The organism is Rhizobium sp. G187 (genome assembly GCF_051549525.1).
In the GTDB taxonomy this organism is placed as follows: Bacteria; Pseudomonadota; Alphaproteobacteria; order Rhizobiales; family Rhizobiaceae; genus Allorhizobium.
In genome coordinates this window covers 653,430-678,226 of record NZ_JBPUGM010000002.1, presented here as the reverse complement: position 1 = coordinate 678,226, position 24,797 = coordinate 653,430, and the positions used below count along the sequence as shown (strand labels likewise).

General features: G+C 64.2%; 23 protein-coding genes. 5 read left to right on the top strand and 18 right to left on the bottom strand.

Annotated features, from left to right (window positions below):
* Positions 1-104 precede the first annotated feature (104 nt).
* From ACSV9I_RS08120 to ACSV9I_RS08100, 5 genes are all read right to left on the bottom strand, one after another.
* Positions 105-443 (bottom strand): phage head closure protein, encoded by a 339-nt coding sequence (locus ACSV9I_RS08120; protein ID WP_438328282.1) that lies wholly within the window; start codon positions 441-443, stop codon positions 105-107.
* A gap of 2 nt (positions 444-445) precedes the next feature.
* Positions 446-1,015, bottom strand: a complete 570-nt coding sequence (locus ACSV9I_RS08115; protein ID WP_438328281.1) for a head-tail connector protein — start codon at positions 1,013-1,015, stop codon at positions 446-448.
* 418 nt (positions 1,016-1,433) lie between these two features.
* A complete protein-coding gene (locus tag ACSV9I_RS08110) occupies positions 1,434-3,014 on the bottom strand; it encodes a phage major capsid protein (protein ID WP_438328280.1) in 1,581 nt (526 codons plus the stop codon).
* A gap of 4 nt (positions 3,015-3,018) precedes the next feature.
* Entirely contained in the window at positions 3,019-3,594 is a 576-nt protein-coding gene (locus tag ACSV9I_RS08105) for an HK97 family phage prohead protease (protein ID WP_054160424.1), read from the bottom strand.
* A 425-nt stretch (positions 3,595-4,019) separates the two neighbouring features.
* A complete protein-coding gene (locus ACSV9I_RS08100) occupies positions 4,020-4,334 on the bottom strand; it encodes a DUF6107 family protein (protein ID WP_054160421.1) in 315 nt (104 codons plus the stop codon).
* Positions 4,335-4,757: 423 nt separating this feature from the next.
* Here ACSV9I_RS08100 and ACSV9I_RS08095 point away from each other — a divergent pair, with 423 nt between their 5' ends.
* The gene (locus ACSV9I_RS08095; RefSeq protein ID WP_438328279.1) at positions 4,758-5,633 is read left to right on the top strand and encodes a phosphatase PAP2 family protein; all 876 of its coding nucleotides are present in this window, start codon (positions 4,758-4,760) and stop codon (positions 5,631-5,633) included.
* Positions 5,634-5,814: 181 nt separating this feature from the next.
* Here the strand turns inward: ACSV9I_RS08095 and ACSV9I_RS08090 are convergent, their stop codons facing one another.
* Both ACSV9I_RS08090 and ACSV9I_RS08085 read right to left on the bottom strand, forming a co-directional pair.
* Positions 5,815-6,384: an alpha-ketoglutarate-dependent dioxygenase AlkB gene (locus ACSV9I_RS08090; protein WP_438328277.1), complete on the bottom strand. Its 570-nt coding sequence runs from the start codon at positions 6,382-6,384 to the stop codon at positions 5,815-5,817.
* A 407-nt stretch (positions 6,385-6,791) separates the two neighbouring features.
* The gene (locus ACSV9I_RS08085; protein ID WP_438328276.1) at positions 6,792-7,961 is read right to left on the bottom strand and encodes a phage portal protein; all 1,170 of its coding nucleotides are present in this window, start codon (positions 7,959-7,961) and stop codon (positions 6,792-6,794) included.
* A gap of 127 nt (positions 7,962-8,088) precedes the next feature.
* Between ACSV9I_RS08085 and ACSV9I_RS08080 the strand changes: the two genes are divergently transcribed.
* Both ACSV9I_RS08080 and ACSV9I_RS08075 read left to right on the top strand, forming a co-directional pair.
* The gene (locus tag ACSV9I_RS08080; RefSeq protein WP_438328275.1) at positions 8,089-8,289 is read left to right on the top strand and encodes a hypothetical protein; all 201 of its coding nucleotides are present in this window, start codon (positions 8,089-8,091) and stop codon (positions 8,287-8,289) included.
* The gene (locus tag ACSV9I_RS08075; RefSeq protein WP_438328274.1) at positions 8,286-8,684 is read left to right on the top strand and encodes a type II toxin-antitoxin system death-on-curing family toxin; all 399 of its coding nucleotides are present in this window, start codon (positions 8,286-8,288) and stop codon (positions 8,682-8,684) included. The genes ACSV9I_RS08080 and ACSV9I_RS08075 overlap by 4 nt, the downstream gene beginning before the upstream one ends.
* Positions 8,685-8,709: 25 nt before the next feature.
* Here ACSV9I_RS08075 and ACSV9I_RS08070 read toward each other — a convergent pair whose 3' ends face one another.
* The gene (locus tag ACSV9I_RS08070) at positions 8,710-9,015 is read right to left on the bottom strand and encodes a Dabb family protein (RefSeq protein ID WP_438328273.1); all 306 of its coding nucleotides are present in this window, start codon (positions 9,013-9,015) and stop codon (positions 8,710-8,712) included.
* Positions 9,012-9,809, bottom strand: a complete 798-nt coding sequence (locus ACSV9I_RS08065) for a glycoside hydrolase family 19 protein (RefSeq protein WP_438328272.1) — start codon at positions 9,807-9,809, stop codon at positions 9,012-9,014. The genes ACSV9I_RS08070 and ACSV9I_RS08065 overlap by 4 nt, the downstream gene beginning before the upstream one ends.
* A gap of 210 nt (positions 9,810-10,019) precedes the next feature.
* Between ACSV9I_RS08065 and ACSV9I_RS08060 the strand changes: the two genes are divergently transcribed.
* A complete protein-coding gene (locus tag ACSV9I_RS08060; RefSeq protein WP_306765491.1) occupies positions 10,020-10,151 on the top strand; it encodes a hypothetical protein in 132 nt (43 codons plus the stop codon).
* A 1,011-nt stretch (positions 10,152-11,162) separates the two neighbouring features.
* On the opposite strand, the gene ACSV9I_RS08055 is transcribed toward ACSV9I_RS08060, so the two are convergent.
* The 8 genes from ACSV9I_RS08055 to ACSV9I_RS08020 form a co-directional block, all read right to left on the bottom strand.
* Positions 11,163-11,519 (bottom strand): endonuclease domain-containing protein, encoded by a 357-nt coding sequence (locus ACSV9I_RS08055; RefSeq protein ID WP_054159554.1) that lies wholly within the window; start codon positions 11,517-11,519, stop codon positions 11,163-11,165.
* Positions 11,520-12,004: 485 nt separating this feature from the next.
* The gene (locus tag ACSV9I_RS08050; RefSeq protein ID WP_438328271.1) at positions 12,005-13,471 is read right to left on the bottom strand and encodes a DNA-packaging protein; all 1,467 of its coding nucleotides are present in this window, start codon (positions 13,469-13,471) and stop codon (positions 12,005-12,007) included.
* Between the two features lie 916 nt (positions 13,472-14,387).
* The gene (locus ACSV9I_RS08045) at positions 14,388-14,816 is read right to left on the bottom strand and encodes a hypothetical protein (protein ID WP_438328269.1); all 429 of its coding nucleotides are present in this window, start codon (positions 14,814-14,816) and stop codon (positions 14,388-14,390) included.
* 270 nt (positions 14,817-15,086) lie between these two features.
* The gene (locus ACSV9I_RS08040) at positions 15,087-16,238 is read right to left on the bottom strand and encodes a diguanylate cyclase domain-containing protein (RefSeq protein WP_438328267.1); all 1,152 of its coding nucleotides are present in this window, start codon (positions 16,236-16,238) and stop codon (positions 15,087-15,089) included.
* A gap of 270 nt (positions 16,239-16,508) precedes the next feature.
* Positions 16,509-16,712 carry a heavy-metal-associated domain-containing protein gene (locus ACSV9I_RS08035; RefSeq protein ID WP_054159557.1) on the bottom strand — a complete coding sequence of 68 codons (204 nt, stop codon included), beginning with the start codon at positions 16,710-16,712 and terminating at the stop codon, positions 16,509-16,511.
* Between the two features lie 121 nt (positions 16,713-16,833).
* Complete coding sequence (cueR, locus tag ACSV9I_RS08030) at positions 16,834-17,238, bottom strand: Cu(I)-responsive transcriptional regulator (protein ID WP_054159558.1); 405 nt, start codon at positions 17,236-17,238, stop codon at positions 16,834-16,836.
* Between the two features lie 111 nt (positions 17,239-17,349).
* On the bottom strand, positions 17,350-20,127 hold the full coding sequence (locus ACSV9I_RS08025; protein ID WP_438328265.1) for a heavy metal translocating P-type ATPase: 2,778 nt from the start codon (positions 20,125-20,127) through the stop codon (positions 17,350-17,352).
* 448 nt (positions 20,128-20,575) lie between these two features.
* Entirely contained in the window at positions 20,576-22,261 is a 1,686-nt protein-coding gene (locus tag ACSV9I_RS08020) for a methyl-accepting chemotaxis protein (protein WP_438328263.1), read from the bottom strand.
* Between the two features lie 420 nt (positions 22,262-22,681).
* Between ACSV9I_RS08020 and ACSV9I_RS08015 the strand changes: the two genes are divergently transcribed.
* Entirely contained in the window at positions 22,682-23,485 is an 804-nt protein-coding gene (locus ACSV9I_RS08015; protein ID WP_438328262.1) for a hypothetical protein, read from the top strand.
* A 41-nt stretch (positions 23,486-23,526) separates the two neighbouring features.
* Here ACSV9I_RS08015 and ACSV9I_RS08010 read toward each other — a convergent pair whose 3' ends face one another.
* Complete coding sequence (locus tag ACSV9I_RS08010) at positions 23,527-24,777, bottom strand: diguanylate cyclase domain-containing protein (RefSeq protein WP_438328261.1); 1,251 nt, start codon at positions 24,775-24,777, stop codon at positions 23,527-23,529.
* Positions 24,778-24,797: the final 20 nt, after the last annotated feature.

Here is a 24,797-nt window from a genome sequence, read left to right as displayed (position 1 = left end):
CTCCTCGCCAGAAACGCCCCGCACCAACCGCCGGGCCAAGGCCCGCGACAAAAGCCGTGCCATTTCCCGCCCCGTCTCATCCAGCGCCGTCATTCTCGATCCCCTCATCCCACCCGTTCCCGGCACAGGGCGAGCGTAAACCGCCCCGTCTCGTCCGTGTCGCGCAGCGCCTCGATCAGCAAGACCCGCCCGCCTGTCACAAATCTCTGCCCGGGGGAAAGCGCGCGACCGGCCCTCACCGTCACATGATGCGTCACCGTCGAGACCGGGCCCGGCCCCCGGTTTTCCTCGGCAAAACCTCGCGGCTCGACCCTTGCCCAGAGCCGTGCCTGTTCAACGAACACCGTCGCCACCCCGCCCTGCCCGTCTGCCACCGTTTCCGGCGCTTCCAGCACGAGCCGCGTCGACAAGTGCCCGGCATCGATATCGATCATCGCCGCCATGGTCAGAGCCCCCGTCGGCAAAAGGGCGCAATCAGCCGGTCATAACCTGGCGGCACCACCGCCGGCTGGGCGTCGGGCGCCACCACGCCCCGGCAGGCAAACATCGCCGCCACATGCAAAAGCATGGCCCGTTTCAGCGTTTCCGGCACGGACGCCCCCGCCTCGCCAAAGCCGGCTGCAAACTCCACCTCGATGCCGTTGATCCCCCGTCCGGGCTTTGGCACGTCGCGCAGATAAAGCCGCGCCGGCCGCGCTTGCCCATCCAGCAGATGCCCGTCAAGCGAAACGCTCGCCGCATCCCCCGCGCCGTCATAGACGAGCACGGCCGTAACCTCCCGCACCGGCGCCCGCGGGATCTTGAGGATCCCGTCGGCCGGCCATTGGTCGAGGCAGAGGCGAAAATCCCTTGCTGCCAGCACCAGCCCCGTCTCCCGCTCCAGATGTTCGCGGGCAACGATGGCCAGCGCTGCAAGCAGCGCCTCCTCCTCCTCGCTATCCAGCCGCAAATGCGCCCTGATCTCGACAAGCGTCAGCGGCTCCACGGTGGGAGGGGCAAGTTCGATGATGGTCATGGGGATATCCTTGGAAACGAATTGCAGGTAGCCCCTCACCCTGAGGCGCCGGGCCACGCCCGGCCTCGAAGGGCGAGGCCACCCTGAAGAGTTGAGAGATGGATGCTTCGAGGGGCGCTCCGCGCCCACTTGAGCATGAGGGAGCCAAGGTGCTGGCGCGGGCCCACCTCCCCCCATGTGGGGGAGGACGGAAAGTCGAAGGCTTGAGGTCCGCGCAAGCCGCCTAAACTTCAGATTTTCCAGGTCAGGGGATCGGTTCCCTTGGCACGAGATAACAGACCTTGTGGCCCTCCACCGAAGGATCCGTTCTCAATGCTACCATCACCGCCCCCCTCACCAACTCAATCCGAGGCTTAGCCCTGATCGCTCTCAAGCCCGCGATTTTGTATCCTCTCCCACAAAGGGGAGAGGGAGAGGCTCACGCCGAAAACTTCACCAGCTTGATCGCCTCGAAATCCTGCACGCCGCCGCCCACACGCTTGGTCGTGTAAAACAGCACGTAAGGTTTCGCCGAATAGGGATCGCGCAGCACCCGCACGCCCACCCGGTCGACGATCAGATAGCCCGCGCGGAAATCGCCAAAGGCAATTGCCGTGGCATTGGCGGCGATTTCCGGCATGTCCTCGGCTTCACAGACCGGAAAGCCGATCAGCGAGGCTGCCTCGCCGGCCTTGGCCGGTGGCGTCCAGAGATAGTGGCCGTCGGCATCTTTCAGCTTGCGCACCGCCCCTTGCGTCCGGCGGCTCATGACAAAGGTGCCGTTCTGCCGGTGGCCCGCCTTCAGCGCATAGACCACATCCATCAGCACGTCCGAGGCCCCGCTTGCCGCAAAAGCCCCGGCCGCCCCGGTTGACAGCGTGCCGATCCGTCCCCATTGCCAGGCTGCATCCGCCACCTGGTCATAGGCGAGAAACCCCTTCGGCTTCAGCACGCCGTCGCCCGAAATGAAGGCAGCCCCCTCCTGCTCGGCAAAGGCCATGTCCACTTCCGCCGCGATCCAGGCCTCGATATCGACGGCCGCATCGTCGAGCAGGCTCTGCGTGGCCGCCGGCATGGCATAGAGTTCCATGGTCGGGAAGGAGAGTTCGGAAAGCTCCGGCGTGCCGGTTTCAACCCGCGCCTGGGTTTCCGCCACCCAGCCGCTGGCAAAGCCGGTTGCGGCAAACGGCTTCTTCAGCACCGCGCCGGAAACCTGCCGCACGGTTGAAAGCGACCGGATCGGCGACATGACTGAGAGCCTGCGGCCGATCTCGCCATCCATCTGCGGCGGCACCAGATAGCCACCATCGCCGGAAACACCCGCCGAGAGCGCCTTCTGGTCGAGGTCGCGCAGCGCATGGTCATCGCCGCGCCGCACATAGGCCTCGAAAGCCGCCTTGTGCTCGGCGGTGAGCGGATCGTGACCACCCCCGGCATGGGCCAGCTGCGGCCTCAGCTTCTTCAGCACCAGTTCGTCCAGCATCCGGCCCTGGTCGTCGATCGCCTTGTTGATCCGCTCCACCTTGTCACGGGTCACGACATCGCTTGTCAGCTTGTCCTCGATCTCGCCCAGCCGCTCGTCATTGGCCTCCTTGAAGGCCTCGAAGGCGCTCATGAATTCGGCAAAGGCAGAGGTCACCGTATCCGGCGCCGCCTTCACCTCCGGCGCCACGCGGATGCCGTCCGTCGCCCGGGTCGCCGCGCCTGCGCCCGCCGCGTGCTCGTTTCCACCGGGCCTGCCGGCCAGATCCGCCAAACCGGCGCTCAGGGACCTCATCATCGTCTGCACCTCATCCTGAGCCCCGGCCGCCATCCGTCTCGCTGCCATTCGCCTTGCTCCCATTGTCCCGGTCCCCATTTCCCTCGTTCCCATCTTCCTCGTTCCCATCACCTCGAGCCCCTTCGTCTCGACCACCGTCGCCTCGGTCCCCGTCGCCTCGCCCCCCGCCGTCTCGGCGCCCATCGTCCCCGTGCCCGTCATCTCCCTGCCCGTCGTCTCCGTGCCCATCGTCCTGGTCATGCCGTCATCCTTTTGTGAAATGATTGTTGGCCATCGAGCGTGCCGCCCGGCGCATCAGCCGAACGAGTTCGGTTTCCCGGTCGCGGTAAAACCGCCTGTGCTTGACATTGGAGACACGCGCCGTCGGCAGCATGGGAAAGGTCACCACCGAGATCTCCCAGAGATCCGCCTCGACGATGCGGCGCACGCCGCTTTTCCGCTCGTTGCGGGTCTTCACGGCGCGAAAGCCGATCGACAGCCCGTCCAGGGCCCCCGCCTTCATCAGCGCATGCACCTCGCGGGCGCGGCTGACCTCGGTCGCCAACTGCCCCTCGACATAGAGCCCGCGCTGATCCTCTTTCAGCACCGTCCAGCGCCCGATCACCTCGGTCGGGTCATGCTGGTAAAGCATGCGCACCCCGCCTGCGCCGCGCGCTGCAATCGAGGCCGCAAACGCCCCCGGCTCGATCGCATCACGCCCCAGATCAACCTCGCCGAACAGGCTCGCATAGCCGGAAAACATGCCGGCCCCATCGACCCCCTTCAGCGTCAACCCGGCATAGGTAAACCGCGGCGCATCCGCACCGTCTCTCTCACGCATCGATCTCTCCTCATGTGATTGTTTGCGGGTAGCGCTCAGCATCCCGTCATCGCCGCAGATGTCGGCACAGCATCCGGCGCAGATGCCGGCGCAGCCAAAAGAGCGTCAGCCGCCCCCACCCATCCCACTCATCCTGAGGCGCCCTTACGCAAGCGAGGGCCTCGAAGGACCGAGGCCCCTGGCCATGCCCGCCCCCCAGTGCCATCCACCCGCCCTCGTCCTTCTGATGTCGCTGTCGCTCCCACCTCAGGATGAGGGCTAACCGTTGTGCCACCACACCTCAGGATGGCACCACCTCAAGACGGGAGATAACCCGTTGCGCCCCTCCGACCGTCCCCCTCATCCTGAGGTGCCCTTGCGCAAGCGAGGGCCTCGAAGGACAGAGGCCAAAACGCGTGCCCAAAACGCGTGCCCAAAACGCCCCCTCACCCCGTCTTCCCCGCCCGGCTGGTCAGCCGCACAAGCAGCCCCAGGCCCCACCAGGCGATGAAAGACGCAAGCGTTGCCCCGGCCAGCATGATTTCCGAGGCCGAGAGATACGGCAGAAGCTGGAGCCGCGTTGCGCCCCAGACGCCGGCCGGGCCGCCGAAGATCAGGCCGCAGGCAATGCCGGTCAGGAAGCGCAGGGCTGCCTCGCGCCGGCCATGCGGCACGAGATAGACCAGCGACAGCGCAGACCCGGCAAAGGCCCCGATCAGGCGCGCCGAAAGCACGCCGCCGTCATGGCTGAAATCAGTCATTTGTTCATCTTTCTCGCTCAAGATTATCCGTGGCGCCGGCCGGTACGATCCCGCCCCACAAGGGCCGCGGCCGGCGCTCCTTGTCTCTTCGCCAGCCGCCCCCATGCCGCCCCCCAGCCGCCCCCCCATGCCGCCAGCCGCCCTTCATGCGTCACATGAAGACGGGGCAGATTGCGGAGTCGCGGCAACAGCTTGGCCCCGGCCGTTCATCAACCACACGCAGGGCGAGAGCCCCTTCCCGGCAGCCCGATTGAGGGTCCGGATCACCCTTCGCCAAGCCGGCGGAAACCCTTGGCCCCACCGTATGCCCCACCGCATGCCCCACCGCATGCCCCTGCCGCTGCAGGCCCTGACGAACCGTCATCAGGGCTTCATCAAGGGCTGCTCATCTATGCCGGGGTTTACAAGCATGGGGGTCACGTCATGGTCTATGTCATCGACACGGCGCGCGCGCCACGCGGAACGATCGCGGAAAAGCCGCTGCTGTTCGTGCTGCTCGTCACGCTGACTTTGTCGGCGCTTTTCGTCTCTTTCCCGCAGATCGATCTTGCCGTCAGCCGGCTCTTCTATGTCGAGGGTGAGGGCTTTCCAGCGGCCAAGATCCATGCGCTCAATACCTTCCGGGCCTTCGGCCAGTATTTTCCGCTGACGCTGACCATCGTGCTCGTCATCGGGCTTGTGCTGAAACTTCTTTATCCGTCGCGGCCCTCGCTCTTTCCGCCGCGCTTCACGCTCTATTTCGCCAGCCTCTTCCTTCTCGGGCCGGCCCTTCTGGTCAACGGCATCTTCAAGCCGCTGTTTGACCGCCCGCGGCCGCGCAGCATCGTCGATTTCGGCGGCCGTGACCTCTTCGTCCATGCCTGGGGCCTGGGCGGCGATTATTTCGATGACCGCTCCTTCGTCTCGGGCGAGGCCGCCGTCGTCGTCTGCCTGATCCCGCTCGCCTTCTTCGTGCCCGCCGTCTGGCGCGTTTCCGTCTTCGCACTCCTAAGCCTGTTCGCCGCCCTGACCGCGCTCAACCGCATCGCCTTTGGCGCCCATTTCCTCTCCGACGTGCTGATCTCCGCCGGCCTCATGGGCCTGCTCGCCATCGGCCTTGCCTATCTTTTCTACGGCCGCGCCGGCTCGAAAACCTGCGACATCACGCTCGAAGCCGCCATGACCACCCTCGGCCACAGGCTGCATGCCCACCGCCGTCAGGCAATCGCCCGCCTCTCAACCACCGCCACCCGCCACCTGTCGCTGGCGCCAGTCCTGCTGACCCCCGCCCCGTCAACGATTGACGACAGAAAGCCCTGAGGCGCGAGGCGCCGCAAGGCTCCCGCTGCGCTCATCGTCATCCCTCACCCTGAGGTGCCCGACACCGCCCGGCCTCGAAGGGCTGAGGCCACCATCGCGAGCCAAGATCCTTCGAGGCCCTGCTCATGCAGGGCACCTCGGGATGAGGGAGACGGCACCACCGCCCCAACCAGGCCAGCCGTCAAAACCGCATGGTCCGAAACGTCAGCGACACCCGCCGCCCGCGCGCGATCCGCACACCGTCGATCACATCCGACCGTCGCGCCGGGATTGCATGCGTCCAGTCATGCCGCGCCGGCCCTGCTAGCACCAGCAGGGAGCGTGGCGTCAGGACGACAGCCCGCATCTCTGGTGTGCGCAGATCCCGAAACTGCATCTCGCATTCCGACAAGAGGCTCACCGAGCCGATCACCGCGCCGAAACACCGCGCACAATCCACATGCGCGCTGATCCCCTGTCCCGGCAGATATTCATTGGCAATCACCTGGTCCGGGGTGGTGGCGAACATCCCCTCCGCAACCAGCCGCTCCGCCAGTCCCTGCAGCGCGTCCGGCAGCGGCCCGATCAGGCTCTCCCGCGTCGCCACCCGCGCCCGGTAGTCATAGCGATAGCCGAAATGCTGCACCCGCCGCTTGAGCTCGCCGCTCCAGTCACCAGCGTCGAGGAAGGCGATGAGTGCCGCCTCGTCTGCAGGGGTGATCCAGTCGGAGATGAGCTTTGCGCCTTGCGGAACTAACTTTGGGAAATTCATTCGATGCGCCTATGCACGGCGAGGTTTAACTCGAAAACGCATGTAACCAAGCCATCATCAACCTCAATTGCGGGATTGCCGTCAACTTTCGTTTTGCGGTGTGTGTGTCCTGGAGGGCGTGCGCCCGGTGTTCGATCCGGCCAATTGAAGTGAACAAACGGCAGAGGAATCGACACCACCAACCCCGCGCTCCCTCTCCCCCCACTGTGGGGGAGAAAGCGAAATCGAAGGCTTAGGCGAGCGCAAGCCGCCTAAACTTCAGATTTCGCAAGTGAGGGGATCAGTTCAGTTGGCACCAGCATCACCGATCCCCTCACCAACAAAATCTGAGGTTTAGCCCTGTTCTGGCTAAGCCCTCGATTTTGTAACCTCTCCCACAAGGGGAGAGGCTGCTCCCCGCCCCCCCCTCAATACCCCACCGCCTCGCGCTTCTCCTCATCGGTCAGAAACGCCGCTGCCCCCACCCGCGCCCAGAGCGCGTCGCGCTCGGCCACAAGCCCCGCCACCGCATCGAGGTCTGGCACCAGCGCCAAGGGCTCGCCGGTCAGGCGCCCGAGAAAGCCCGAAAGGGCCGCTGCCGTCCGGGTCACCAGCGGCAGCACGGTGAGGCGATAGAAGGCGCGGTTGGCCTCCTGATAATTGGCATAGGTGTTGTCGCCGGGAATGCCGAGCAGCATGGGCGGCACGCCGAAGGCAAGCGCGATGTCGCGGGCAGCCCCATTCTTTGCCTCGACGAAATCCATGTCCTTCGGCGAGAGCCCCATCGCCTTCCAGTCCAGCCCGCCTTCGAGCAGAAGCGGACGGCCCGCCCGCATCGGGCCGGAATACCCCTCGTCGAGCTCCACCTTCAGCCGCCGATACTGGTCGGCCGAGAGATTGCCGCCCTCCTTCGGCTGATAGACCAGCGCGCCGGAAGGCCTTGCCGAATTGTCGAGCAGCGCCTTGTTCCAGCGCCCCGCCGCATTGTGCAGATCAAGCGCCACCTGCGCTGCCGAAAGCGGCGCAAAGCCCTCGTGGTCGTCAAGCGGATGAAAGATCTTCAGGTGCAGAAGTCCGTCGGGCGCGATCCGCCGCGCGGCTGTCCCCGCGCGGTAGTCATAGGCCTGCGGCCAGCCATCGGCACTCACCACCACGCTCACCCGGTCGGGCCTCAGAAGATGCAGCTCGGCGCTGCGCTTGCCCGGCGTTTCAAGTCCGATCGCCTCGACATAGGCATTGCCGGAGAGCATCAGATGCCCATAAAGCGCCTCGAGAAAATCCGCCCCGGTCATGGCCGCATTCGGTCTGGCCATAAGGTTGAGCGCCGGATGTTCCGGCTGCTCGACGTCCCCGCGATAGGCGAGAAACACCATGCTGGCTGCCGCCTCCGACACCAGCCGCACACAGCGATGCGCCACCGGGTTCTTCATGAACCCTTCGCGGGCAAGCGCCGCATAAGATCGCCCCGTCCACCGCGCCTCGCCTTCGCCCGCAATCAGCGCAAGCGGCGTGCCGGCAATCGGCGCATAGGCCTTGCCCTCGGGCATGGGGGGTCGATCCGGGGCGGAGGCCCAGGGCAGACGGAAGGGGAATTTCATGAGGTGTGTCCTTGGTTGTCGTTCTCGGGAATAGCTTGACCCAGCGGCCCCTGTTTCAGGCACCATGACAAGGATATCTCGTCAGGCCATGCATCCTGCGCTATATTGGGACGTCAGGAGAAACGAGATGAGCGTCCGCAAGCAGCACAGCAGCCCGAATGGCGATCAGCAGCCGGTGGTTCCAGTGGTTCCGGCCGTTCCCCGTGCGCCTCAGCCCCCTCGGCAGGGGAAGGCCTCCATGCCTGCCGTCGAGCGCCCCGATCCGACCGACTTTACCGCCGAACTGATCGGATCCGATGCGATCATCCTGGATCATCTCGCCCGGTGAGCGAACCGGTCTGGCTAACCACTGCCGAGATCGTCGCCATCAACAGGCGCCTGCTTCAGGGCAGCCCCGAAAATCACTTTCTGCGCAATCTCGCGGCTCTGGAAAGCGCCGCTTATCGGCCCCGTTTTCATGCCGAATATTCTGCTCAGACCTCGATATCCTGGCTTGCCTGCTGCCTGATCCAGGCCATCGGCAAGGCGCATGCCTTCGAACAAGGCAACAAGCGCACTGCCTGGGTCGCGGGCCGCTACTTCATCGCCATCAATGGCTATCGCCTGTCACTGACTGGTCAGCAGCAAGAGCATCTCAAATTCCTGATCGAGGATCTGATTATCGGTGATCACGACCCGGCCCTTCTGGCGGATGAAATCGAGCCGCTTCTGGAGCCTGCCTGATCGCCCGCCTTTCCACCGCCAACCCTCACACCCGCGCCTTCACCGCCGTCTCCACCGCATAATCCGCCGCAAAGCGCTCCTCGCGCAGCGGCTTCACCCGGCGAATGCTCTCTTCATACAGCGGATGCGCCTTATAGGCGGCGAGTGCTGCCTCGTCTTCAAACTCGCCGTAAACGACCAGATCAATGCCCTGATCGAAGCGGTCGGTCTTCACATTCGTGCCGATCTCCAGCCGCGTCGCAGCCGGGATCTCGGTCAGGATCGACAGGCCCGCCCGCACCGCCTCGAGGTTCTCGGGGCGCACGGTGAAGAAGACGATGTGGCGGATCATGGCGGCTCCGGAAAGTCCTGTTGCAGTGCCCGGCGCATAGCATCCCGCGCCGTCCAGCTCAATCGCTGAAGCCGCCCCGATCCGGCAAGGGGTGTTCCGGCAATGGGTGCTGCGGCTGGAGATATCTCGGATGGCGCAGCACCAGCGCCCTCCGGCCTTGACACCACCAGCGCTGCCCGGATCGCCGCATCGAAGCGTTTCGCGGTCTCGGCAATCGTCTCTGCCCGGTCGCGGCCGTTGACGATCCTGCGCGCGCCCGTCCAGTCCGTCGTCACCCCTGTGAAGAAATCCGCCAGCCGGAAGCCGGTAAACAGGCCCTCGCTCATCCCGACCACGAGGATCGTCGCCGCCACATCGAGCCTCAGCGCCAGATCCGGCTCCGCGACCAGATCGAGCCCGGTCACCCGGCTCATCCGCAGGTAATTCCGCCGATGCGTCAGCTGGACCAGGCCGCGGCCATAATAACTGAGGCCGCTCTCATCGCGCCGCCAATAGGGCGTCGACACCGTCGGCATCTCGCCGGCGCGAAAGGCGCGTTCAAGCCGCGCCACCGCCTCCGCATCGCTGCTTGCCATCGTCTCGCGCACCGCCTGCATCGTGCCGGCCGTCTCGTGATGGGCGGTCGCCAGCATATAGGCCAGCCGCCGCGGATCGGAAAAATGCGCCGCACCCGGCCGTGTTCCGCCTGCCTTGGCGATGATCGCCTCGGTACCGGCGACCTGCCCCTGATTGAGCCGGCCGCCAAACACCGGGCCGCGCACGGCGTTAAAAAACACTCGGCCATCGATCCGCATGTTGCTCTCCTCGGATTTTTAGGGGGTTCTTCGAAGGGCGGCCCGGGCCGCGCCAAAGGCTCTTGAAAAAAAGCGCGCGTTTAAACCGATTGAACGAAATTCAATCGTTTAGAGCTCGTTCCGTTCATATTTACAAAGATTTAACACTGTGGAACTTTCCGCTCACAACCACGTTTCGAGGGTCAGACTTCCAACATGAGGAGGGAAGAGATGCAGACCAATTCTTCGATCAGCCCCAAGACCGCAGCCCCGGCGACCATTCCGGCCCATGTGCTGGAACGCCTCGAAAGCGAATGGCGCCAGGTCCGCCAGCCGTCATCCCCGACCGGCACGCCCAAGTAATCCAGATCAAGATCCACCGCATTGCCGTGATCAACCGGCACCCCGCCAAGGGTGCCGGTTTTTTCGTTTCTGGGGGGCCAAGAAATTTCCCCTCACCAACAACGGGGAGAGGAGACGATGCCGCCCGCCCCGCGCTCCTTCTCCCCCTCTGTGGGGGAGACTTCGGAGCCTTGGCCGAAGGCCAGAAATCGATCCAGTGAATCGATTTCAGCGAACGAAGGCCTGAGCGCGTCGCCGCGCGAAGGCAGTTGAGAGGCTTGAGGTCCGCGCAAGCCGCCTAAACTTCAGATTTCGCAAGTGAGGGGACCCGTTCCGTTGGCACCAGCCTCACCAATCCCCTCACCAACAAAATCTAAGGTTTAGCCCCTTCGGGGCTAAGCCCTCGATTTTGTAACCTCTCCCACAAGGGGGAGAGGAGACGCTGCCGCCTGCCCCACACACCCTCTCCCCCCATGTGGGGGAGAAAGCGAAATCGAAGAATTAGGCGCGCGCAAGCCGCCTAAACTTCAGATTTCGCAAGTGAGGGGACCAGTTCCGTCGGCACCAGCCTCACCGATCCCCTCACCAACAAAATCTGAGGTTTAGCCCCTCAGGGCTAAGCCCTCGATTTTGTAACCTCTCCCACAAGGGGGAGAGGAGACGCTGCCGCCTGCCCCGTATTCCCTCTCCCCCTCTGTGGGGGAGAAAGCGAAATCGAAGGATTAGGCGCGCGCAAGCCGCCTAAACTTCAGATTTCGCAAGTGAGGGGACCCGTTCCGTTGGCATCGGCATCACCAATCCCCTCACCAACAAAATCTGAGGTTTAGCCCCTCAGGGCTAAGCCCTCGATTTTGTAACCTCTCCCACAAGGGGAGAGGAGACAATGCCGCCTGCCCCGTATTCCCTCTCCCCCCTCTGTGGGGGAGAAAGCGAAATCGAAGGCTTAGGCGCGCGCAAGCCGCCTAAACTTCAGATTTCGCAAGTGAGGGGATCGGTTTCCCTGGCAGAGTTTGGGCGCGTGCTGCAGGCCTCTTACTCACCTGTATTCCGCAGCTCTGCCAGAATGTGCAGGCAAACCGCATCGATCCCGGTCAGCACTTCTTCATTCCAGAACCGCAGGACCCGAAATCCTTCAGCACGGAAGATCGCGTCCCGTCTTTCGTCATATCGGCTCTCGCCATGCTGCCCGCCATCCACTTCGATGATCAGCTTCGCATCGAAACAGACAAAATCCAGGATGTAACCTTTAAGCGGCACTTGCCGGCGGAACTTCGCGCCACCCAGCTTGCGATCTTTCAGCGCCTGCCAGAGCCTCGCCTCCGGTGCGGTTGGATCGGAACGCATGCCGCGTGCCCGGGCTCTGGCGAGCGCACTTGTAGGCTGGCGCATGGGGAACCTCCTCAGTGGGCGAGGAACGATATCGCAGTAAGTGAAATGCTAGCTGAACCGGCGCGCCGATCAAGATCGGTCTCAGCCGTCACACCCACAGAACTCATCCCCTCACCAACCGCCTGCCCCGCGCTCCTTCTCCCCCCCTCTGTGGGGGAGAAAGCGAAATCGAAGGCTTAGGCGAGCGCAAGCCGCCTAAACTTCAGATTTCGCAAGCGAGGGGATCGGTTCCGTTGGCAATTCCCATCACCGATCCCCTCACCAACAAAATCTGAGGTTTAGCCCCTCAGGGCTAAGCCCTCGATTTTGTAACCTCTCCCACAAGGGGAGAGGAGACGCTGCCGCCAACCCCGTATTCCCTCTCCCCCCTCTGTGGGGGGAGACTTCGGAGCCTTGGCGAAGGCAGTTGAGAGGCTTCAGGACCGCGCAAGCCGCCTAAACTTCAGATTTCGCAAGTGAGGGGACCGGTTCTGAAGGCACCCCCCTCACACACCCCGGATGCGCGGCTCGCCCCCGCCCTCCAGCATCAGCGCCGTCAGCGCCCAGACCAGCGCGTCCAGGCGGTCCGGCGAGCGGCCGTTGGCGAGGCCCTCGGGGCCGAAGTCGCACATCTGGTCTTCGAGGGCTGGAAAGCGGCCGGCATGCAGAACCCGGCCCTGCTCGTAAAGCGCGGCCACCGGTTCGGCGCGCAGATATTTGCCGCGCGTCGCCCGCACCGTCGTCAGCGGCAGCCGCATGTCCACGCTTTCCAGCATGGCGCGCACCATGTCGCCGCCCTGGTTGATTTCGGCCACCACCCGGTCGGCCTCGAAGCGGCGAAAGGCTGAAACCACGGCGCGGGCCCAGGCGGCCGCACTCGGCGCCTCGAGCGAACAATCCGCCAGCACCACCGCCTGGCCGTTTGCCTTCAACCCGGCGACCACAATGCCGCAACAGGCCTTTGCCCCGCCCGCCGGCGGATCGACGGCAACCACGATGCGGGTGAGCGGTTCGGCCAGCTTGGTCACGATCTCGTCGAGCCGGGCGCGCTTCCACAGGCCGTCCGGCCGGTCCTCGATCAGTTCGCCATCCAGTTCCTGCCGGCCCAGCCGGGTGCCGCCATAGCGCTGCATCAGCGCGGCGAGAAACCCCGGCGCCAGATGCGGGGCATTGGCCGAGGTCGCCATCCGCGTCAGCCGGGTCACCTCATCCGCGATCAGCCGCTTCAACAGAGGCATTGGCCGAGGCGTCGTCGTCACCACCTGGCGCGGACGCGTGCCCAGGCGAAGCGCAAACTGCAGCATGTCAAAGGTCTCGTCGGCATGTTTCCATTTGGCCAGCTCGTCGCACCAGGCGAGATGAAATTGCGGCCCGCGCAGGCTTTCGGGGTCTTCCGAGGAAAAGATCTGTGCAATCGCGCCATTCGGCCAGACCAGCCTGCGCCTCGAAATCTCCACCTCCGGCCGCAGGCGCCTTGCAATCCGCGAAAGCCCCGAGGCCCCGTCGATCATCACCTCGCGAGCATCGCCCAGCGTTTCCGCCACAAGCGCAATGCGCAGATCGGTCTTTGCCCCCGCCGCCATCACCTGGGCCTGCACCCATTCGGCGCCTGCCCGCGTCTTGCCCGATCCGCGCCCGCCCATGATCAGCCACGTCCCCCAGTCGCCCGCCGGCGCCTGCTGGTCGGGCCGCGCCAAGAGCTGCCAATCGCGGGCGAGAAAGGCGAGCTCTTGGCGCGTGAGATCTGAAAGATCGACCAGTCCCGACGGCGAGACCCCTGTCACCGCAATGCCCGCAATGCCCGCCAGTGCCCGCGTCTCAGCGGACAGGCTGTCCGCGAGCGCGGCACCCCGCGCTGCCACCATGGTCACCCCCTGCGTGATCGCGCCCAGCCCCTCCGCTGCATCAGCCGCGATGGCGAGTGCCGTTCTCTGACGATCGCGCCCCAACCGCGCCAGAGATTTCGGCGTCATCGGCAATCTCCCTGGTGCATGTGGCAACAAGCCCGTATCCCTCTCCCCCTCTGCGGGGGAGACTTCGGAGCCTTGGCCGAAGGCCAGAAATCAATCCCGTGAATCGATTTCAGCGAACGAAGGCCTGAGCGCGTCGCCGCGCGAAGGCAGTTGAGAGGCTTGCGGTCCGCGCAAGCCGCCTAAACGTCAGATTTCGCAAGTGAGGGGACCAGTTCCGATGGCACCAGCACCAGCATAACCAATCCCCTCACCAACAAAATCTGAGGTTTAGCCCCTCAGGGCTAAGCCCTCGATTTTGTAACCTCTCCCACAAGGGGAGAGGAGACGCTGCCGCCAACCCCGTATTCCCTCTCCCCCCTCTGTGGGGGAGAAAGCGAAATCGAAGGATTAGGCGCGCGCAAGCCGCCTAAACTTCAGATTTCGCAAGTGAGGGGACCAGTTCCGTTGCCCCGGCATCTCCAATCCCCTCACCAACAAAATCTGAGGTTTAGCCCCTCGGGGCTAAGCCCTCGATTTTGTAACCTCTCCCACAAGGGGAGAGGAGACGCTGCCGCCTGCCCCACACGCCCTCTCCCCCCATGTGGGGGAGAAAGCGAAATCGAAGGCTTAGGCGAGCGCAAGCCGCCTAAACTTCAGATTTCGCAAGCGAGGGGCCCCGTTCCATTGGCACCAGCATCACCAATCCCCTCACCAACAAAATCTGAGGTTTAGCCCCCTGGGCTAAGCCCTCGATTTTGTAACCTCTCCCACAAGGGGAGAGGAGACACTGCCGCCTGCCCCACACGCCCTCTCCCCCCATGTGGGGGAGAAAGCGAAATCGAAGAATTAGGCGCGCGCAAGCCGCCTAAACTTCAGATTTCGCAAGTGAGGGGATCCGTTCCGTTGGCAATTCCCATCACCAATCCCCCCGCCCCCCTCAAGGCGGCCCCCGCCCCTCAGCAATCGCAACCGCAGCCGCAACACGCGCGGCAATCAGCGCCTCCACCTGGTCGCGCAGGGCCTGCGGGTCACGCCCCTCCAGCTGCCGCTCCTCGGCCTCGGCCCGATCGCGGGCGAGCTGGCGCATCAACGCATCGATCTTCTCCAGCGTGCGGACAATCAGCGCAATCGCATCGGTCGCCGCCTTGATATCGGCACGCGCCAGCTTCGCCGCCGCCTCATCCGCCCCTTGCAAAAGCGTCTCGGCACTTTCGCGCAGCCGGCGAAACAGGTCGAACTGGGCCCGCATCTCGGTGGTGAAGGCGGACAAAAGGTCCTCGAAATCGGTCCCGCTCGGCAGCCCCTTCACCTCAAAGAGCTGCAGCGCGCCTGCATCCTCAGCACCGTCTACATCCTCAGCATCCATGACCGACCTCCAAAAACGCAAAAAGGCCCGCCAAGCGGACCTTCCTTCACCCATTCCCGTCTGTTGTGCCGAAACCCCGCCAGCCCTACCGCCGCAGCTTTCCGATCATGGCAGAACCCTATCAAACCACCGTGACGCCGTCAAGGATTATTTTCCTATGTCTGGAATTCCGTCATACGACGCCCACTCACCCGCCCCTCACCCTGAGGTGCCCGACACCGTCGGGCCTCGAAGGGCGAGGCCGCCGAGCCCCGACATGGCCTGAAAACCTCACCCAGCCCGCGCCAGATTGCGCCCGGCCCGTTTCGCCTCATAAAGCGCGCGGTCGGCCTGTTCGATCAGGGCTTTCACGTCACGGCTATGCCCGGTGCCGGCATAGCCGACGGAGACGGTGATATGGGACAGGCCGTCGGGGCGTGCGGGATGCGGCAGGGCGAGTGCGCGGACACTGCGCACCAGCCGGTCGGCCAGGAAGGCGCCGCCGGTCTTGACTTCGCCGGGCAGGACGAGGGTGAATTCCTCGCCGCCATAGCGGGCAGCAAAGCCTTGATGGCGTTCGGCAAATTCATCCAGCGTGGTGGCAATGCGGGTCAGGCAGACATCGCCTTCCGGGTGGCCATAGGCGTCGTTATAGGCCTTGAAGTGATCGACATCGACCATCAGGAGGACGAGATCCTCGTGGCCGGCCAGAAGCTGCGGCAGGAGCTCGTCGAGATGGCGGCGATTGGCAATGCCGGTCAGCATGTCGGTGCGGCTCATGTCGCGCAGCATGTTGCCCGCGCGCTCGGCCTCGTCCGCCCGGCTTTCGGCGTCATACTGGGCCAGATAGCCGCGGGCGCGCTGGCGCTCCGTGTGCCAGTTGCCGTAGAGCGTGAAAAACAGCCCGCTGACGATCTGCACGGTCACCGGGAAGATCAGATGCGGGTCGAGCCCCGGCTTCGTATAGACCACGAGAAGCGCGGCGGCGCAGGTCACGCCGGTAAAGGTCAGCGCATAGCGAAAACGCAGCACAAGCAGCATGTTGCCGAAGAGCAGAACGAGCGGCAGCTCGCCGAGCGTATAGGCCGCATAGGGCGATTGCGAAATCGAGAAGAGCCAGAGCGGCAGCAAGCTCGCCCCCAGCATGCCGACCAGCAGCATGCGCTCCCGCCAGGCCAGGCTCAGGCGCGGCACCAGCCAGAAGATGATCAGCGATCCCGGCGACAGCACCAGCAGGCGCATGGCCACCGTGATCGGCTGGATATCCGCCATCAGCGCGTAGCTGGTCAGGTTGTAGATGTTGTAGACGATCAGGCCGATCAGGATCGACTGGCGCAGATGGGTAATGCGATCCGGCCCATAGTCACGCTCATAGGCATGCTCGACCTCCGTCGGCATGCGCAAAAGCCAGTCCAGCCGGCCCATGGCGCGATCATGCAGCAATCCCAAACCCCAGGTTTTCGCAGTGCAATACCATCATGCACGTGCGAAGACCTTGGCAAGGCTTTCGTGAATCCATCCCTAATTTAGGTTGATCTTTTTTGGGAGAGTGGGTGATCACCCCAAAAATAAGTGGATAAGCCAGCAGAGAGGGCGTGAGGGCCGCTGTCAGCCCCCTTTCAGACCCTGCGTCAGGGCCGGTTGCAGAGCCCGTTTTGGGGCCCGTTTCGGGGCGCGTTTCGGGGCCGGGACACGGCCGCCACAGCCTGCCTGTCACCCCTGCCTGACGGGCGTATAGCCGGCCTCGCGGATCGCCGCTTCAGCCAGGCTCGCATCGCCCTCCACCACCGCCTTGCGACTGGCGAGATCAATGGTCACGGCGCTGCCCGGCAGGGCTTCAGCCAGTGCCTTTACCAGCGTCTTTTCGCAGTGGCCGCAGGTCATGTCATCGATCTGGAATGTGGTTGCCGTCGTCATCGTGTCTCGCTTTCCTGGCACTTCGTCTTGTGTCTTCTGTCTTCTGTTTTATCGTGTGTTTTCCAGCGCATAGCTGGCACCGGCCGTCCTGGTCATGCCGGGGCATCGCAAGCCCCGCGCCTCATGCCCCGCCACCTTTGCGCCCGCCGAGATCCGCAAGGATCGGGCAGTTCGGCCTGTCGTCGCCGTGGCAGCGTTCGGCGAGATGAAAAAGCGTATCGCGCATGGCCTGCATTTCGGCAATCTTCGTTTCCAGTTCGGCCACATGCGCCATCGCCATCGCCTTCACCTCGGCGCTGGCGCGGGCCTTGTCGTCCCAGAGTTTCAACAGCCGCTCGGTCTCCTCAAGCGAAAACCCGAGGCTGCGCGCCCGGCGCACGAAACGCAGCCGGTTGACCACGTCTCCATCATAGACCCGGTAGTTCGACGCGGTCCGCCCGGCCGGCGCAATCAGCCCGATGTCCTCGTAATAGCGGATCATCTTGGCCGAAACGCCAGAGGCGCTGGAGGCTTCACCAATGTTCATGCGCATTCTCCTCATCTCGTTCGGCGGCAAACATTTCTCCCCCGCTGGGGCAAGCGGAGACAGCAAGATCGGCGACACCCGCTCTCTCCTTGAGGGGGAGGTGATGGCCCCTCACCCCGTCACCCTGGCCCTTTTCAACCGGAGCGCATTGCTCAGCACGAACACGCTGGAAAGCCCCATGGCGGCGGCGCCCAGCATGGGCGAGAAGGTCACGCCGAAGGCGGGATAGAGAAGCCCCGCGGCCACCGGGATCAGCGCGACATTGTAGCCGAAGGCCCAGAACAGGTTCTGGCGGATATTGCGCATCACGGCATCCGACAGTTCCACCGCATGCAGCGCGCCCATCAGGTCGCCCCCCACCAGCACGACATCGGCACTTTCAATCGCCACATCCGTGCCGGTGCCGATGGCGATCCCGGCATCGGCCGTGGCCAGCGCCGGCGCATCATTGATGCCGTCGCCGACAAAGGCAACGCGCCCGCCCTTGGCCTGCAAATCCTTGATCGCACTCACCTTTCCTTCCGGCAAAACTTCGGCCACGACCGCATCGATCCCGGCCCGTCTCGCCACGGCCCCGGCCGTCCGCCGGTTATCGCCCGTCACCATCATCAGCTTCAGGCCGCGGGCTTTCAGGGCAGCAATCGCTTGTGCACTCGTCGGCTTGATCGGATCGGCAACCGCAATGGCGGCGGCGAGCCTGCCGTCGATCGCGACATAGAGCGGGCTTGCCCCTTCATCGGCAAGACGGGTCATTACAACTGTGAGACTGGAGGCAAAGTCCCCCTCTGGCCTGCCGGCCATCTCCCCCACAAGGGGGGAGAGACCGTGTGGCCGAGCGTCGGCGGAGACAGCCCCTCCCCCTTCTGGGGAGGGGTTGGGGAGGGGATTTTCTGAGTGACCATGTGGCATAACGCCCAACTTCACCATGAACCTATCAGCACCAGCAGAAACCCGCCGCCCGTCAACCATCCCGGTCACGCCAAACCCCGCCACCGCCTCGACATTCTCCACGGCCGAAAGCTGAATGCCCCTTCCTTCCGCCGCGCGTAGGATGGCATCGGCCAGCGGATGCTCCGAGCGGGCTTCCAGGCTTGCCGCCATCCGCAGAACCTCCTCCTCAGCAAAGCCCTCAGCGGTCACGATCTCCGTCACCCCCGGCTTGCCGGCGGTGATCGTGCCGGTCTTGTCCATCACCAGCCAGTCGATGCCGGCGAGTGTTTGCAGCGCCTCGCCCTTGCGGAACAGGACGCCGATTTCGGCTGCGCGCCCGGTGCCGACCATGATCGAGGTCGGCGTGGCGAGCCCCATGGCGCAGGGGCAGGCAATGATCAGCACGGCAACGGCTGCCACCAGCCCATGTGTATAGGCGGGTTCCGGCCCGAGCAGCAGCCATAGGAAAAAAGTCACAACGGCGACGCCGATCACTGCCGGCACGAACCAGCCGGTTACTTCATCGACCAGTTTCTGGATCGGCAGCTTGGCGCCTTGCGCCTCCTCGACCATGCGGATAATGCGCGACAGCATCATGTCCGAACCGATGCCGGTCGCCTCGAAACGGAAGGAGCCCGACCCGTTGACCGTACCGCCGATGACGGTATCGCCCGGCCGCTTTTCCACCGGGATCGGCTCGCCCGAAATCATCGCCTCGTCAACAGCACTCGCCCCATCCAGAATACGGCCATCGACCGGAATGCGCTCGCCGGGCCGAACGATCACGGTCTCGCCGAGAATCACCGCAGACAGCGCCACATCCAGCGTTTCGCCGTCGCGCTCGACGCGTGCCGTCTTCGCCTGAAGGCCCGCCAGCTTGCGGATCGCTGCCCCCGTCCGGCCCTTGGCGCGGGCTTCCAGCAGCCGGCCGAGCAGGATCAGAACGACGATGACGGTGGCCGCTTCATAATAGACATGGCGGGCATCTGCCGGCAGAAGCGCCGGCGCAAAGGTCGTGACCAGCGAATAGAGATAGGCCGCGCCCGTGCCGAGCGCCACCAGCGCATTCATGTCGGGCGCAAGCCGCACAAGCGCTGGCAGACCCTTTTGATAGAAGCGCCGACCGGGACCGGCCAGCACCGCCGTCGCCAGGGCAAATTCCAGGTAATACAGTGTTTTGCCGGGGAAAATTCCCATCAACTGATGATGCAGCGGTGGATAGAGATGCGCGCCCATCTCGACCACGAAGAGCGGCAGCGTGAGAATGGCAGCCAGGATGACATCGCGCTGCAACCCGTCGATTTCGCGGGCTTTGCGCTGGCTGCGGGCATCCGCCGCCTGTGCTGCCGGATCTGCCACAGGATCGGCCGATCCGGAATCCGCCCCTTGCAGGCCATGGACCGCGGCCGCACCGGCGACGGCGGCACCGCCACCATTGCCGCCACCATTGCCGCGACCATTGCCGCCGAAGCCTGCGCCACCCGCCGTCTCAACCCCGGCGGAGCCGGCCAGATGCGCGGTATACCCGGCCTTCTCCACTGCCGCCTTCATCTGAGAGAGTGCGGCGACCCCGCCGAGCACCGTCACCACGGCTTCGCCGGTCGCCAGATTGACATTGGCCGTCTCGACGGATGGCACCGTCTTCAGCGCCTTTTCCACCCGCGAGACACAAGAAGCGCAGGTCATGTCCTCGATCTCGAGCCGGATCGTCTCGGGCCGCGCCTCGTAGCCGGCCTTGCCGATCGCGGCGACGAGGGCTGCGGCCGAAAAGCCCGGCCCCGGCGTGACCGACAGCGTCTCGGCGGCATAGTTTACCGCACTCATCTCGACACCCGGCACGCTGGCGGCCGCCTTCTCCACCCGGCGCACACACGACGCGCAGGTCATGCCCTCGACGGGGATCAGGATCGGCGCGGCTTCCGCCACCGGGTTCGTCTTCACTTTGGACTGCATGTTCATGGCTATCACCTCTGCCATGATAGATGGACCTTCCCATCATGGGAGGGTCAAGGGGTGATTTCAGCTTTTTTGAGGTTGCGGCCGCCAGCGCCTGGTCATGCCTTGCCGCAGCCGGCGGATTGTCTGCCTCGATGACGTCGAAAATTGCCAATCCGTCCGCCACGGCGAGAGGCGACCATTGGATCTTCATCTGCGCTTGCCTGTCTGGCGCAAAGCCGCCTTGCCGCGTGTCCGTGTCAGCCGGAAGGGCATTGAGGCTTCCCCTCCCCCTCCTCGCGACCCCATCCCTTGCCACACCGCCCCAGACACACCAAAACCGCCGGACCTGGGGCAGTCCGGCGGCTTGGCTTGATGAAACAGTCTCTGCAGTAAACGGTGTTCAATACAGTCTAGGGCATCAAATCTCTCGACCGGCAGTGGTCCGCCGGTCGAAGGGCGGTGGCGCGGCTCAGGCGGCGCGGGCGAACGATGTCGGCTGCGTCTTTGCCGGGGGCTCGCCGATGTTGAACTGGCCGAGCAGCGCGAAGAGCTGCTGGGCCTCGCGGGCCAGGCTGAAGGCGGCGGCCGTGGTTTCCTCGACCATGGCGGCATTCTGCTGGGTGCCCTGATCGATCGTGTTGACGGCGGTGTTGATCTCCTTCAGCCCGACCGCCTGTTCCTTGGATGCCTCGACGATGGCGGCGACATTGCCATCGACCTCGGTCACCTGCCGGACAATGTCTTCCAGCGCACGGCCGGTTTCGCCCACGAGATTGACGCCGCTTTTCACGTGTTCGTTGGAGGCGGTGATCAGGGTCTTGATCTCCTTGGCAGCCTTGGCCGAACGCTGGGCGAGTTCGCGCACTTCCTGGGCCACCACCGCAAAACCCTTGCCGGCTTCGCCCGCGCGGGCGGCTTCGACACCGGCATTCAGCGCCAGAAGATTGGTCTGGAAGGCAATCTCGTCGATCACGCCGATGATGTTGGAAATCTCGGCCGAGGAATGTTCGATCTTGCCCATGGCATCAACCGCCTGGCCGACGACATGGCCGGAATGTTCGGCGCTGTCCTTGGTCCGACGAACCATCTGGCCGGCATCCTGAGCGCGGTGGCTGCTGTCGGAGACGGTGGTGGTGATCTCCTCCAGGGCTGCTGCCGTCTCCTCGACGGAGGCCGCCTGCTGTTCGGTGCGCTTGGCCAGTTCGCCCGAGGCCGACTGGATCTGCTGCGAGGCGGCCGCGATCGTTCCGGCATTGCTCAGAATGGTCTGCAGGGTTTCGCGCAGCTTGCCGGAGGCCAGATTGAAGTCCTGTCGCAGCTTTTCCAGCGCCGGCAGGAAGGGTTCGGAAATTGGACGGCTGAGATCGCCCTCCGACATCGCCTTCAGCGATGCCGCCAGCCTGTCGACATTGCCGACGCGTTCGGTGACGTCGGTGGCGAACTTGACCACCTTGAAGACGCGGCCGTTCATGTCGAAGATCGGATTGTAGGTGGCCTGGATATGGACCCGCTTGCCGCCCTTGCCGATGCGCAGATACTCATCGGAAAAGAACTGGCCGGCTTCGAGTTTTGCCCAGAATTCGCGATAGGCATCGCTGCGGACATAATCCGGCTCGCAGAACATCTGATGGTGCTGGCCCTTGATCTCGCTTTCCGAATAACCCAGCGTTTTCAGGAAGTTCTCGTTGGCCGCCAGAATTTCACCCTTGGGCGTGAATTCAATCACGGCCTGGGCCCGCGACAGGGCCGCAAGCTTGCCGGCGTCATCGGCGCACTGGAGCTTAAACTTGGTGATGTCGGTGGCAAACTTGACGACCTTGAACGGCTTTCCGCCGCGCATGACCGGATTGTAGGAGGCCTCGATCCAGATCTCGCGCCCGCCCTTGGCGATGCGCTTGTACTGGCGGCGGTCGAACTCGCCGCGCGAAAGTCGGGCCCAGAAGGCGGTATAGTCGGCACTGGAAGCTTCCGCCGGATCGACAAAGAGGCGATGGTGCTTGCCGATGATCTCCGACAGGCTGTAACCGACCGCCTGACAGAAGTTCTCGTTGGCCGTCAGGATCTTCCCATCCAGACTGAACTCAATGATTGCCTGCGAGCGGCTCATCGCCTCCAGCACTGCGCCCGCATCCGAACGGGATCCAAAGCCCAACATCCATCATCCTTTCGTGTTGCGGGTCTCCGGCAGCTTGATGCTCCATGAATATAACCCGTACAATTTGATGGGATAATATTCGCCCATCTACGTTAACGCATCGTCAGTGAATTAGCGGGATCGAAGGCTTTTTCGCAGGGCAAATCACCCACAAAGCGCGTTTTTTCGATCAATGAGCAAATGCCCAGGAGAACACAGAGCGTTCAGTGGAGCTAGGGCCCCCACCTTGCACCATGCCATGCCTGTTCTCCTTCACGCACTCACCTGTTCGGCCTTGAACGGCGCCCGGCGCTGAAATGCTTGAGAATCGCGCCTCCCCCTGCCACTGTCCGGGCCAGTGTCGGGCGAGGTGTATGGCGGGGTGTCCGGCGGGCTGAACCGCTGCCCGTCCCTCCCGAAAACCCTGGGAAGTTCCGAGTCATGATCACTCTTTTGCGCAATACGCCGATCCTCGGCGCCATCCTTGCCCAGGTGGTGGCTCTGCCGGTGGTCGCCGCGGTGACGGGTGCGCTCTCGGGACAGGTCGAGCGGCTGGCACTGATTGCGATCGGCATCGTGCTGCAGGGACTGATCGCAGCGCTCCTGTCGCGCGCGCTCGGCCTTGCCCGCTGGTGGCTGTTGATTGCCTTTCTCTTTCCGCTTGCCATGGCGCTGGCCTTGTCGGCCGGGCAACTGCCGGCCTGGCCCTTTGCCATCGTCTTTCTCGTGCTGGCGCTGGTCTTTTCCAACACCGCCCGGGGCCGCGTGCCGCTTTATCTCACCAATGGCGAGACGGCGTCCGTGCTGAAGCGGCTGATGGTCGAGCGGGGGGCCACGCATTTCACCGATCTCGGCTGCGGGCTGGGCGGCGTTGTCCGCGCGCTCGATGGCGAGGGACGGCGGGCGCAGGGCGTGGAAAATGCGCCGGGCCTCGTCCTTCTCGGCACGCTGATCTGCGCGCTGACCGGCCGTGGCCGGATCCGGCGCGGCGATCTCTTCCGGGCGGATCTGTCCGGCGAGGATGTGGTCTATGCCTTCCTGTCGCCGCATCCGATGGCGGCGCTCTTTGCCAAGGTCGAGACGGGCATGAAACCGGGCAGCCTGTTCGTTTCCAACAGCTTTGCCGTGCCGGATCGCGATCCCGACGAGATCTGGGAATTGTCCGACCGGCGCGGCACCAAGCTCTACCTCTATGAAATCACCGGCAAGGCCGCGACCGAGGTCAAGGTGCCGGCTTCCGACTGAGGCGATAGCGGGCGTGACGGCGCGCCGCCCGGCTTTGCGCCTCAGGCGACGACGCGGGTTTCTTCATCTCCGGCCTGCGGCTCGACCACCGGATGGCCGTAGATCGGGAAGGTCACCTCTTCCGTCTCGGCAATATCGACGCGCCAGCTGTTGCGGCCGTCGGCCTTGGCGGCATAAAGCGCGCGGTCGGCCCGTTCCATCAACCGCTCGAAGGCGCTGGTGCTGGCAATCGAGCCGGAGGTCGCGCCGATGCTGATCGTGACGTGGCGGTTGCGGTCGCCGGTGAAATCATGGGCGATGCCGAGCTGGCGGACCGAGCGGCGCAGGCTCTCGGCGATCTGGATTGCGGTTTCGGGCGTCGCGCCGGCGATGATGGCAAGAAATTCCTCGCCGCCATGGCGGGCAAAATGCGCATCGACCGGCAGGGCGCGGCGCATGGCACGCGCCACCCGCTTCAGGCACTGGTCGCCGGCACCATGGCCATAGGCATCGTTGAAGGCCTTGAAGTGGTCGATGTCGACGACGAGCAGGATGGCCTTGCCCGCATCATCAGGCGCTTCGTTGCGCAGCCGCAGCAATTCGAGATCGGTGCCGCGCCGGTTGGACAAGCGGGTCAGCGGATCGGTGACGGAAAGGCGCGCAAGATCCTTGTTCTGGCGCGACAACTCCCGCTTCAGCGCCTCGTTTTCCGAGGCCTGGAGGTAACCGATGCGGGCCTCGACCTCGAGATGGTGGCTGACCAGAAGCGTCATGACCACGGTCGGCATGTAGACGACAAGATGCTGCACGATATAGCCGAGCGAGACCCCTTCCAGGAAGAAGATGGCCGAATAGTTCAGACAGAAGGTGAAGATGCTGGCCCGAAGCGCCGGGCGGAAGGGCGAGGCGGCGGCCAGCGTGATCGCCATCTGGAAGGTGGATGCGGCATAGAAATAGGTGAGCACGGCCGGGCTGTCGCTCGCCAGCATGATCACGCACCAGGCGACATTGGCAAACATGGCCACCAGGATCGCCGCGATTTCCTTGCGTTCGATCGGGTGATCGCCCGCGAGATAAAAAAGCAGACCGATGGCGAGCGGCAGGATGACGCCGAAGCGCAGCACGGCGCCGAGCACCGCCACGTCGCGCAGCAGGAAAAGGTCGAACAGATAGCAGCAGAGATAGAAGCCGAGAACCGTGATGACCGCCGTCTTCAGCATGTGGGTGCGAAGGGGTGCGCGGTGGGTGAGGAAAGCCGCATTCTGCTCCGGCGTCATGCGGGGCATTGCGGGGATACCGAGCCATCTCTTCATGGAGATCCAATCACCGATTG